The organism is Intestinibacillus massiliensis (assembly GCF_900155735.1).
Lineage (GTDB): Bacteria > Bacillota > Clostridia > Oscillospirales > Butyricicoccaceae > Intestinibacillus > Intestinibacillus massiliensis.
On sequence record NZ_LT707058.1, the window covers coordinates 181,981 to 193,816 of the forward strand.

Here is an 11,836-nt window from a genome sequence, read left to right on the forward strand (position 1 = left end):
TACTTGTATTTGCTGTACGGAGCGTGTAAAATAAAAGTTATATAAGCAAAAAGCCTCCCGCGGTGCGTGCAACGTGGGAAGCATCGGAAAGGATGTGCTGCACGTGGACCGGATGGATAACGGGACCCTCCCGCCGTGTTTTTCAGCGCCCTATGGGCTGTTGCGCGTGCGCCTGGCCGAGGGGTACCCGGTTTTGTATTGCAACGGTTGGCTGCGCAGCCGGCTGCCCGCGTGTACGCAGCTCGCGGACTGCCTGAGCGAGCGGGTGCTGGGGCAGCTCGACCGCGCCCTCCGGCTCGCCGGGGACGGCGGCGAGGTCGACCTGGAGCTGGAGGTGTTTGGGGAAAATAACCGCACCACCTACCTGCTCCTGGGCGGGGCCATCCGGGACGGCCTGCTCGACGCCGCCGTGTTGGACATCACCGCCTGGCGGATGGGCGAGCGCAGCGCGCCGGAGCGCCCGTGCCGCGCGGTCGCGGAGACGGCGTCCACCGTCATGACCTTTGACGCCAACATCACCCGCGACCAGCTCACCGACGCGGACGCCGCCTGGTACCGGCGGTGCGGGCTTGCGGGGCTTTCGACCTATTCCGGCCTGTTGCGCGCCGTGTGCGAAAAGGCGCTGTACCCGCAGCACCGCGCGCAGTTTGCCGAGCAGTTCGGCCGGGAAACCGTGCTGTGCGCCTTTGCCGAAGGCAAGCGGGAAATCCGCTACGAATACGTCGGGGTCGGCCTTGACCGGCAGCCGATCTGGCTGGAGGCCACGATGACCCTGCTGCGCGACCGCGCGACGGAAGACGTATGCGGCCTGCTGCATATCAAGAACATCGACCGCCGCAAAAAGCAGGAGCAGGAGCTGCGCCGCCGCGCTGAGCGCGACGCACTGACCGGCGTGCTCAACCGGCAGGCGGTGCAGGCGCAGATCGACCGCGTCCTGGCGGAAAGCGCCGGGACGGGCCGCCGCTGCGCGCTGCTGATGATCGACCTGGACNCTTGGTACCGGGATGCGGTCAAGGGGGGGCGCGCAAAATGCTGCACAAAATACCGTGGAAGGGCTTGTATATTTTTACAGTATCCCCGTGTACGGCCGGACGGGCGTGGCGTGTGCCGGATTGTATGCATTTTGGCGGGATTATGTGTTATCCTGTCGTGCGGTTGCACACGCCGTGTACTTGTATTTGCTGTACGGAGCGTGTAAAATAAAAGTTATATAAGCAAAAAGCCTCCCGCGGTGCGTGCAACGTGGGAAGCATCGGAAAGGATGTGCTGCACGTGGACCGGATGGATAACGGGACCCTCCCGCCGTGTTTTTCAGCGCCCTATGGGCTGTTGCGCGTGCGCCTGGCCGAGGGGTACCCGGTTTTGTATTGCAACGGTTGGCTGCGCAGCCGGCTGCCCGCGTGTACGCAGCTCGCGGACTGCCTGAGCGAGCGGGTGCTGGGGCAGCTCGACCGCGCCCTCCGGCTCGCCGGGGACGGCGGCGAGGTCGACCTGGAGCTGGAGGTGTTTGGGGAAAATAACCGCACCACCTACCTGCTCCTGGGCGGGGCCATCCGGGACGGCCTGCTCGACGCCGCCGTGTTGGACATCACCGCCTGGCGGATGGGCGAGCGCAGCGCGCCGGAGCGCCCGTGCCGCGCGGTCGCGGAGACGGCGTCCACCGTCATGACCTTTGACGCCAACATCACCCGCGACCAGCTCACCGACGCGGACGCCGCCTGGTACCGGCGGTGCGGGCTTGCGGGGCTTTCGACCTATTCCGGCCTGTTGCGCGCCGTGTGCGAAAAGGCGCTGTACCCGCAGCACCGCGCGCAGTTTGCCGAGCAGTTCGGCCGGGAAACCGTGCTGTGCGCCTTTGCCGAAGGCAAGCGGGAAATCCGCTACGAATACGTCGGGGTCGGCCTTGACCGGCAGCCGATCTGGCTGGAGGCCACGATGACCCTGCTGCGCGACCGCGCGACGGAAGACGTATGCGGCCTGCTGCATATCAAGAACATCGACCGCCGCAAAAAGCAGGAGCAGGAGCTGCGCCGCCGCGCTGAGCGCGACGAACTGACCGGCGTGCTCAACCGGCAGGCGGTGCAGGCGCAGATCGACCGCGTCCTGGCGGAAAGCGCCGGGACGGGCCGCCGCTGCGCGCTGCTGATGATCGACCTGGACAACTTCAAACGCGTCAACGATACTTACGGCCATGTGCAGGGCGATACCGTGCTGTCCGGCTTTGCCGCGCGCCTGCGCGGGATTTTCCGGGAAACCGACGTGATCGGCCGCATCGGCGGCGATGAGTTTGTCATCCTGGTGCGCGACATCCCCCAGCGGGACACCGCCGCGCGCAAGGCCGCGCAGGTGTGCGGCGTGATGCAATCGGACGACCCCATGGACAACCCGCCAGAGGGCGAGATTTCCGGCTCGGTCGGCATCGCCTTTTCGCCGGACGACGGCGTGACCTTTGAAGAACTGTATTATAAGGCGGACATCGCCCTGTACCGCGCCAAGCGGCAGGGGAAAAACTGCTGTGCGGCCTATGACCGCGCGCGGGATATGCTATAAGGAGAGAAAGAAACATGCCCGGTGACAGCCGGGCAGAGGGGGCAGGATATGGGGCAGAGGTACAAGGTAGAGGTCAGCCTGTTCGGCGGGCTGGAGATCCGGGTGGACGGGCAGGTGGTGAGCGGGCCGCTGGTACGCGCCAAAAAGCTCCGCACGGTCGCGGAATACCTATATATCAACCGGGGGCGCGCGGTGCCCTATGACGAGCTTGCCGCCGCCCTCTGGCCGGAGGACGATAGCGCGAACCCGCGCGGCGCGCTCAAAACCGCGTTGCACCGCCTGCGCCGCGCGCTGGTGCAGGGCGGCGCGCCGGAGGGCCTGGAGTTCTTTACCGGCGGCCAGGGCGAATGCCGCTGGAACCCGCTGCTGCGCAGCGAATCGGACGCGGACAAGTTCGCCGTGGCCTGCAGGCAGTCCGAGGACGCGCGCCTGCTGCGCAGCGAGCAGCTCGATTGGCTGCGCCGCGCGGTGGGGCTTTATACCGGCCGCTTTTGCGCGGACGCGCCGGACGCCGCCTGGCTGTCGCCGTTGCAGGCGCAGGTGCACGCCGCGTTTGTGTCTGTGCTGGAGCGCCTGTGCGCGCTGCTCGGCGAGGACGGGGCGCGGGCGGAGGCGGTGGAGGTCTGCCGCCGCGCGCTGGAAGCCGACGCGGAGGATATCGCGCTCAACCGGTGCTACCTGCTGGCGCTTTCGGCCGCCGGGCAGGAGGACGCGGCGCGCGCCCACTATGAAAAGCTGACCGACCGCTACTATTCCAAACTGGGCGTGCAGCCGCCGGACGAGCTGCTCGTGCTGTACCGCGAGCTGGGCGGCCAGTCCGCGCAGCAGGTCTCCGACGTGCGCAGCGTGTGCGAAAAACTGGCGGAGCCCCAGCCGCCCGAGGGCGCGTTCGTATGCGAATACGAGGTGTTCAAGGACCTCTACCGGCGCGAGGCGCGCAACCTGGCGCGTTACGGCGGGCAGGTGAGCCTGGCGCTCATCACGCTGACGGACCAGCACCAGGGCATCCCCGAGCGCGCCCTGATCGGCCGCACGATGGAGCAGGTGCTCGCGGTCATCCGGCGCACGGTGCGCCGCGGCGACGTGGTGGCGCGTTACGGGCCGACGCAGTTCGTCCTGCTGCTGCCGACGGTCGACCAGGATACCGGCGAGCAGGTGCTCGGGCGCATCCGCGACAATTTCCGCCGCGCGCACCCGCACGGCGGCATGCAGCTGGTTTACCAGCTCCATGCCGTACAGCCCGCCGTGGGCGAACCGGCCAAACCGTAACCGCTGTTTTTTTGAACGGCAAAAGCCCCGTTCCGGGAATGGAACGGGGCTTTGCGTTTCCCTTTCAGTGGATGTGCTTGCCATGCATGTTCTCCAGGAACTGCTTCCGGTAGCGGATCGGCGAGATGCCCACCATTTTGGTGAACACGGTGTTAAAGTAATTTGTGTTGTCGTAGCCGACCATGGTCGCGATCTGCGTCGCGGAATAGTTCGTGCCGATCAGCAGGCTCTGCGCCTCGCCGATCCGGCGGCGGATGACGTACTGGATCGGGGAATAGCCCGTGACCTCCTTGAAGATGTGCGAGGTATAGTAGGGGCTGATGCCGAGCGCGTCCGCAATCGAGCCGAGCGTGATATAGTCGTTGTAATGCGCGTCGATATAGGTGCGGATGTCGTTGACCAGCGCATAGTCCGCGCGCTGGTAGCTGCGCCGGGGCTGGTCGGGCAGCTGCAGCGCCATGATGATGAGCGAGGCCAGCAGATGGTTGCACAGTTCGGCATTGTTGGGGCGCTCCTGCGCCAGCTGCGTATAGAGGAGCTGGCACATCGCCTGGATCGCCTCCGACTGGTCGGCGGAATGCCGCACGCAGGAAGCGCCCGCCGGCAGGAAGCAGCCCGCCGGCAGCCCGCGCAGGCGCAGGTTCGCGATGCCGAACCCGTAGACGCCGATCAGGGTCGAGTCCTCGGGGTTGATTTCGTGCAGGTCGCCGCTGTTGTAAAACAGGATGTCGCCCGCCTCCACCTCGTAAGTATCCGCCCCGGCGATATAGCGGCCGCCGCCCTGGTAGACCACCAGGAGCTCGGAGATGCCCGTGTGGCCGTGGACAGGGCGCGGCATGTGGTTGGCGGTCCAGTCCTGCTTACACACGTACAGCAGTTCTGGAAGCTGGTTATCCTCGAACAGGGCGCCCGGCGTACCGGCCGGAAGGTTGGACATACGGCTCACCTCCTGTAAGTTCTACAAACGGTTTCCACTAAATTGCTTATACCAGCATTATAACAGACCGTCAGCCGCTGTCAATGCCTGGATGGCTTGGGCGTCCCGGCGGATGGGCACGCACCCGCCGCCATTTTCGGCGCATTTGACAAACTCCGTCCAATCGACCAAATTTTATGCTATATCACATGCGTGCACGGAAACGCAATGCACGCATTTTAGGAGTTTTGACTAATATTTCGTATACAATCGCAATAAAGTGGAATAAAAAAAACGGGTGCCACTATTTTTGGTGAAAATGTATTGCCTTTTCCCCCTATCCGCCCCGAAGATAATGGAGGTTTTTAGCAGCCCCAGCTTCTATAATGATAGCCAGAACAGAGGGAAGCCGCCAGCGGGCGCTTCCAAGGCAATTGGATGAAGAAGGAGAGAAGACTCATGAAAAAGAAATTACTGGCTCTGGGCCTCGCAGGTATGATGATGCTCGGCGCCCTGGCTGGCTGCGGCGGCTCCGGCGATACCACGCCCCCGGCTGACAACGCCGGCGACGCTGCACAGGCCGACGACGGCGGCAACGCGGCGGCAAGCGACATGAAGATCGGCCTGTCCATGTCCTCGCGCGACCAGTTCCTCTCGACCCTGGAAACCGCGGTACTGGAAGACGCAAAGGCTGCGGGCGTAACCTGCAATTCCTTTGACGCAAACAACGACATCCAGCAGCAGCTCAACCACGTGCAGACCTGCGCGGCGGACGGCTACAGCGCCATGATCGTAAACCTCGTTGACTCCACCAACGCGCAGGAGATCATCAACGCGGCGGGCGATATGAAGGTCGTCTTCGTAAACCGTTCCCCCGACACCGCCCTGCTGAGCGACGACGTTATGTTCGTCGGCTCCAACGAGGAGGATTCCGGTAGCTTCCAGGGCGAGTTCCTGGCGAACTACTTCAAGGAAAAGGGCATGAACGAAGTCAGCATCGTTATGATGCAGGGCACCCTCGGCCTTGACCACACCAACAAGCGTACCGAGTTCTCCATCAAGGGCCTGGAAGACGCGGGCATCAAGGTCAATATCGCGTACCAGGATACCGCGGAGTACGACCGCGCCAAGGCGATGGATAAGTTCACCCAGTTCCTCGGCACTGGCAAGCCGTTCGACGCGGTTATCTGCAACAACGACGACATGGCGCTCGGCTGCATCGAGGCGTACAAGTCCACCGGCGTAACCGAAATGCCTGTCCCGATCGTCGGCATCGACGCGACCCAGAACGGCTGCGAGGCCATCAAGGCCGGCGAGCTTGCGTTCACCGTGTTCCAGGACCCGAAGGGCCAGGGCAGCGGCGCGATCAAGTGCGCGGTAGCGATGGTCAAGGGCGAGCCGGTTGAAGGCGCGCAGGATCACATTTTGTGGATCCCCTTCGAGCCCGTCGACAAGGACAACGTTGACCAGTACATGAAATAAGCCACTCAAAAATTTCCTCTTTATTTCGCCGAAGGGTCCCGCAGGCAATGCCTGCGGGACCCTTCGGTTTGCCGCCCCTCTTGCATCCTTTTGCCGGCGAACGCAAGAATCTTAAATGGTTTTTGGTAAAGGCCTGCAAAAGCAATTCCGATGAACAAAAAGGCAAAATGCGTTAATCAGGCCAAAAAACACGCAACTATGCCGTTTTTGTATCCATTTTGCAACTTTATCCTGCTCATTGATCTTGCTCTGGCGACGCAAGAATCCTGCCTTTTCGCAAAAAAATGAAGTGAAAAATTTTGACGGCGCTTTTTTGTGAATATTTCTATCATTTTTTTGCGATTGGGAAACAAAATAGTGGAGGTCTTGGGCGCGGCGAGCAAATATAATGGAAGCACGGACAAGGAAGCCGCAGCGCTTCCATGAAGCAAGACGGAAAAAGGAGAAAAGTTATGAGAAAAAAACTTTTGGCACTGGGTCTCGCGGGTATGATGATGCTCGGCGCGCTGGCCGGTTGCGGCGGCGGCGACACGACGCCCGCGGATAAGGGTTCCGGCGACACCGCGCAGGCCGATACCGGTGCGGACGCTTCCAAGGACAATGCAAAGGGTTCCGGCGACATGAAGATCGGTATGTCGATCTCCTCCCGCGACCAGTTCCTTTCCACCCTGGAGACCGCGGTCTCCGATGCGGCGAAGGAAGCCGGCGTGACCTTCAATTCTTTTGACGCCAATAACGATATCCAGCTCCAGATCAACCACGTGCAGACCTGCGCAGCGGATAACTACGACGCGATCATCATCAACATGGTCGACTCCACCAACGCCAAGGAACTGATCGCGGCGGCGGGCGACATGAAGGTGGTCTTCGTAAACCGCGGCCCGGACGATATGTCCGTCCTGAACGACAACATCATGTATGTCGGCTCGAACGAGCTGGATTCCGGCCGTTTCCAGGGCGAATTCCTGGCCAAGTACTTTAAGGAAAAGAACATGACCGAGGCGAACATCGTCATGATGCAGGGCACCCTGGGCCTCGACCATACCAATAAGCGTACCTCCTCCTCGCTCAAGGCGCTGGAAGACGCGGGCATCAAGGTCAACATCGCGTACCAGGACACCGCGGAGTACGACCGCGCCAAGGCGATGGATAAGTTCACCCAGTTCCTCGGCACCGGCAAGCCGTTTGACGCGGTCATCTGCAATAACGACGACATGGCGCTCGGCTGCATCGAGGCGTACAAGGCTTCCGGCGTGACCGAGATCCCCGTGCCGATCGTCGGCATCGACGCCACCAAGGGCGGCTGCGAAGCGATCGAGAACGGCGACCTGGCGTTCACCGTGTTCCAGGACCCGAAGGGCCAGGGCGGCGGCGCGATCAAGTGCGCGATGGCCATGGTCAAGGGCGAGCCTGTCGAGGGCGAGGAAGACCACATCCTGTGGATCCCCTTCGAGCCTGTTGATAAGAGCAACGTAGCGGAATACGCTGCAAAGTAAGCGGAAAACTTCCCTTTTGGAATGAGCCGGACGCCCCGCAAGCCGCGGGGCGTTCGGTTTTTCCTATTTTGCGAAAAGGTGTCCCCTACCGCTTGTGCATATTCTCCGCAACTGGTATACTATATATAGAGTATTGGGGGACGTAATGGGGCGCCGCGGCGTTTCCCTGCGTCCCCCTTTCCAGCCTACGGAGAAAAGGGGGATGCCAATGGTGCATTTGACAACGCTTACCGTTATGGCCGCGCTGCTGCTTTTATGCGTGGCCTCCAGCAAGCTGCTCTACCGTTTCGGGGTGCCGACGCTGCTGATCTTCCTCGCGCTCGGCATGCTGTTTGGCAGCGACGGGCTGGGGCTGATCGATTTCGGGGATTTCGCCCTCGCGCGCGAAATCTGCTCGGCGGTCCTGATCTTTATCATGTTCTACGGCGGCTTCGGCACGAGCTGGAAGGCCGCGCGCCCGGTGGCCGCGCCTGCGATCCTGATGAGTTCGCTCGGCACGGTCGTGACCGCTTTCCTCACCGGCCTGCTGTGCCGCCTGTTCCTGCACACCACGCTGCTGGAAGGGCTGCTGATCGGCTCCGTCCTCGGGTCGACGGACGCGGCGAGCGTCTTTTCCATCCTGCGCGCCCGGAAACTCAACCTAAAGGGCGGCCTTGCCTCGCTGCTCGAGATCGAGAGCGGCTCGAACGACCCGTTCGCCTACATGATGGCCATCACCGTGCTGACGCTGATGCAGCCTTCCAGCGGAGCGGGCGCGATTGTGCTGACGCTGGCGCGGCAGCTCGGCTTCGGCCTGCTGGTCGGCGCGGCCTTCGGCCTGGCAGTCGCCTACGGCATGCGGCGGCTGCGCGTCGAGGTGGACGGCCTGTATTCGCTGCTCATCGTGGCGGTCGCCCTCCTGTCCTACACGGTCGCGGAGAGCGTGGGCGGGAACGGCTACCTGAGCGTCTATCTCGCGGGCATCCTGCTCGGCAACAGCAAAATGCTGCATAAACGCAACCTGGTACACTTTTTTGACGGCATTTCCTGGCTTGCCCAGATCATCCTGTTCTTCGCCATCGGCCTGCTGTCGTTCCCGTCGCGCTTTGCGGCGATCATTGTGCCGGGCGTGTGCGTGTTCCTGTTCCTGCTGCTGGTCGCGCGCCCCGCGGCGACCGCCCTGGTGCTCACGCCGTTCCGTGTGCCGCTGCGGAGCCAGCTGTTCGTCTCCTGGGTCGGCCTGCGCGGCGCGGCCTCGATCGTGTTCGCGATATTTGCCGTATCCGAGGGCGTGCCGCTGCAGTACGACCTGTTCCACATCGTCTTTATCGTCGCCCTGCTGTCGGCCGGGCTGCAGGGCAGCCTGGTGCCGCGGCTCGCGCGCAAGCTCGGCCTGGTGGACAACAGCGTGCAGGTGCTCAAGACCTTCACCGACTACCAGGAGGAGTTCGGCACCCAGCTGATGGAGTTCCAGGTCTCGCCGGGTTCGCGCTGGGCGGGCAAGAGCATCATGGACGCCGACATCCCCGAGGAGGTGCTGGTCGTCATGGTACGGCGCGGCGGGGAGACAATTATCCCCAAAGGCTCGACAGTTTTACAGGCGCATGATACACTGGTGTTAAGCGCAAATGATTTTGACAGCCTACTGGAGACATAACAGAGAAAGAAGGGAAGGATATGACGGATTTACTGGTCATCGGCAGCGGCCCCGCAGGCGTTTCCGCGGCGGTTTACGCGCTGCGTGCCGGGCTTTCTGTCACAATGCTGGCCAAGGATGGCGGCGCGCTCGGCAAAACCGAGATGATTGAAAATTACTACGGCTTTGAGGAGCCGGTTTCGGGCGCGGCGCTGCTGGAAAACGGCGAGAAGCAGGCCGTGCGCCTGGGCGCGGCGCTGGTGCGCGACGAGGTGGTCGGCTTGGGCTTTAACGGCAACCTCGTGGCCAACGGCCTGCGCGGTACATACGAGGCCAGGGCGGCGATCCTCGCCACGGGCGCGAGCCGCGTCACCCCGCCGGTGCCCGGCCTGCGCGAATTTGAGGGCGCGGGCGTCAGTTATTGCGCGGTGTGCGACGCGTTCTTCTACCGCGGCAAGGACGTCNTGGACGCGGGCGCGGTAACCGGAGACGCGGTCGAGAAGGCCGGGCTTTCCAGCGCGCTGGACGCGCGGGCGCTCCCCGCGCCCCCTGCCGGAGCGTTGACGGCGGAACAGGTCTATCAGCGCTGCTCGCCCGCGGTGTTCTATATCGAGGTGTTCGACGCGGGGCGCCGCCTGCTCGGCACGGGCAGCGGCTTCTTCATCGACGCGGACGGCCGCGCGGTCACCAATTACCATGTGATCGACGGCGCGTCCTACGCCACCATCACGCTGGCGGACGGCCACACGGCCTATCCGGTGTCCGGCGTGCTGGGCTATGACGCGGCGCAGGATATCGCCATCCTCAAGGTGGGCGGCTCCGGCTTCCCCTACCTGACGGCGGGAGACGCGGCCGGGGTCGTCGGCGGCGCGACCGTCTACGCGATCGGCAGCCCGCTCGGCATGAGCAATACGATCTCGCAGGGCATCATCTCCAACGGGAACCGCGTCGTGGACGGCACGCGCTACATCCAGACCGACGCGGCCATCTCTTCCGGGAGCAGCGGCGGCGCGCTGCTGAACACCGCCGGGCAGGTGATCGGCATCACGAGCGCGACCGTCCGCAACGGGCAGAGCCTCAACCTCGCGGTGCCGTTTTCCGCGGTATCCGGCCTGCGGCAGGGCGCGTCCCCGACCCCGCTGGCGCAGCTTGCGGCCGCCCAGGCCGATATCCCCGCCGCCATCGCGGCCGCCCAGCCCACGCTCACCCTGCAGGCCGGGCAGTCGCGCGCGGTCACGGTGACGCAGAACCGCTCCGCGGGCGACCTGTCGGTGTATTTTGAGGTGGAAGACCCCTCGGTCGCCTCCGCCGCCTGGGGCGAGTGGCAGGACGCTTACTCCCTGCCGCTCACCATCACCGGCCGTGCCGCGGGCACGACGCGCATCGCGCTCGCCCTGCTCGGCGGGGACGGGGACGTCCTGGCCACCGGTATGATGACGGTCACGGTGACCGGTACCGCCGCCGGCGACGGCGCCGCCCGGTACGCCGAGCTGCCCGCCGTGCCCGATTTCGGCGCGATGGCGGGCGCGCCGCTCGTATACAAGGATACGCCGCTCGACCCGCTGACCTATCTCGCGGCCTATACCTACCCGGCGGACAGCGTCAGCAGCACGCTGCTCGACCGGTATTGCCGCGCGCTGGAGGGGGCGGGCTTCACCTATCTCGACGGCTTTGAGGACAGCGACGGCTTCCCCATCCTGGTATACGTCAACCCGGCCGGCCAGCTGGAGGTATTCCTCGGCCATACCCGGCTGTCCGGGACGGTGTATTGGAACATCATGGTCTGCCGGTACCAATAGGTGCGTAAAAAGGCGCCATCCGTTTGGATGGCGCCTTTTTTGCCCCCTACCGGAAGGCGATGTAATGGTACTTCGTATCCGCGTAGTTCGACCGGATATAGCCGTTGCTGGTATAGACATAGAAGCCCGCAGCGTCGATCTTCACGATCATTTCGTTACCGTTATACGATACCGGGTGCCCGTCGAGCGCCAGGCCGCCGTAAAACATGTAGCCGTTGCCGCCGTAGCCCGTAAAGCCGTACTGGCTGGCAACCAGCACCGCTTTGGCGCGGAACCCAAGGCTGATCAGGCGGCTGGCGGTGCCGTTGCCGATATACGCGCCGGTCGCGATCTCGCACTTGCGCGCGAGCCCGGCGTCCAGGTCGGACTGCAGCGCGCGGTCGGCCTGCTCCAGCCCGGCCTGCGCCTGCGCGAGCGCGACGGTATCCGCCTTGGCGTTCAGCTTGCCCGCCAGCGCCGGGTCGAGCATGGGCTCGGTCACGGCGGTGTCAAAGGTGCGGGCGATGATGCCGTCTACCTTGGTTTCGAGCGCCGTGCCGTCGTCGCACACGCCGTTTACCGCCCGCCGCAGCTCTTCCGGGCTGCTGTCGAAATAGGCCTTCAGTTCCTGCGCGGAAAGCTGCGGCTCGTCCGGCAGGGCGGCGAGCAAGTTTGTGAGCGCCGCGATTTTATGCTGTGAGAACAGGGAAACCCCCTCCTTTCCCGGCGG

General features: G+C 63.7%; 8 protein-coding genes. 6 read left to right on the top strand and 2 right to left on the bottom strand.

The annotated features are described in order from the left end of the window. Positions 1–1,242 precede the first annotated feature (1,242 nt). Together CZ203_RS07860 and CZ203_RS07865 are read left to right on the top strand one after the other, a co-directional pair. Positions 1,243–2,550: a GGDEF domain-containing protein gene (locus tag CZ203_RS07860; RefSeq protein WP_143436172.1), complete on the top strand. Its 1,308-nt coding sequence runs from the start codon at positions 1,243–1,245 to the stop codon at positions 2,548–2,550. A 48-nt stretch (positions 2,551–2,598) separates the two neighbouring features. Then, positions 2,599–3,819: a BTAD domain-containing putative transcriptional regulator gene (locus CZ203_RS07865; RefSeq protein ID WP_087065574.1), complete on the top strand. Its 1,221-nt coding sequence runs from the start codon at positions 2,599–2,601 to the stop codon at positions 3,817–3,819. A 64-nt stretch (positions 3,820–3,883) separates the two neighbouring features. Here the strand turns inward: CZ203_RS07865 and CZ203_RS07870 are convergent, their stop codons facing one another. After that, positions 3,884–4,756, bottom strand: a complete 873-nt coding sequence (locus CZ203_RS07870; RefSeq protein ID WP_087065575.1) for a helix-turn-helix transcriptional regulator — start codon at positions 4,754–4,756, stop codon at positions 3,884–3,886. A gap of 438 nt (positions 4,757–5,194) precedes the next feature. Here CZ203_RS07870 and CZ203_RS07875 point away from each other — a divergent pair, with 438 nt between their 5' ends. From CZ203_RS07875 to CZ203_RS14715, 4 genes are all read left to right on the top strand, one after another. Further along, positions 5,195–6,217, top strand: a complete 1,023-nt coding sequence (locus tag CZ203_RS07875) for a substrate-binding domain-containing protein (RefSeq protein WP_200809455.1) — start codon at positions 5,195–5,197, stop codon at positions 6,215–6,217. 452 nt (positions 6,218–6,669) lie between these two features. Next, positions 6,670–7,713, top strand: coding sequence for a substrate-binding domain-containing protein (locus CZ203_RS07880; RefSeq protein WP_159456426.1), 1,044 nt, complete (start codon positions 6,670–6,672; stop codon positions 7,711–7,713). A 208-nt stretch (positions 7,714–7,921) separates the two neighbouring features. Beyond that, complete coding sequence (locus CZ203_RS07885) at positions 7,922–9,349, top strand: potassium/proton antiporter (RefSeq protein WP_087065577.1); 1,428 nt, start codon at positions 7,922–7,924, stop codon at positions 9,347–9,349. 20 nt (positions 9,350–9,369) lie between these two features. Continuing rightward, on the top strand, positions 9,370–11,127 hold the full coding sequence (locus CZ203_RS14715) for a trypsin-like peptidase domain-containing protein (RefSeq protein ID WP_087065578.1): 1,758 nt from the start codon (positions 9,370–9,372) through the stop codon (positions 11,125–11,127). 46 nt (positions 11,128–11,173) lie between these two features. On the opposite strand, the gene CZ203_RS07895 is transcribed toward CZ203_RS14715, so the two are convergent. After that, positions 11,174–11,836 (bottom strand): hypothetical protein (locus CZ203_RS07895; protein WP_159456427.1); only part of this gene is annotated, 663 nt, incomplete at its 5' end.

Bases quoted from the DNA above. Each gene is read 5' to 3' on its own strand.
- CZ203_RS07865 (WP_087065574.1), top strand. From the start codon at position 2,599: ATGGGGCAGAGGTACAAGGTAGAGGTCAGCCTGTTCGGCGGGCTGGAG.
- CZ203_RS07870 (WP_087065575.1), bottom strand. From the start codon at position 4,756: ATGTCCAACCTTCCGGCCGGTACGCCGGGCGCCCTGTTCGAGGATAAC.
- CZ203_RS07875 (WP_200809455.1), top strand. From the start codon at position 5,195: ATGAAAAAGAAATTACTGGCTCTGGGCCTCGCAGGTATGATGATGCTC.
- CZ203_RS07880 (WP_159456426.1), top strand. From the start codon at position 6,670: ATGAGAAAAAAACTTTTGGCACTGGGTCTCGCGGGTATGATGATGCTC.
- CZ203_RS07885 (WP_087065577.1), top strand. From the start codon at position 7,922: ATGGTGCATTTGACAACGCTTACCGTTATGGCCGCGCTGCTGCTTTTA.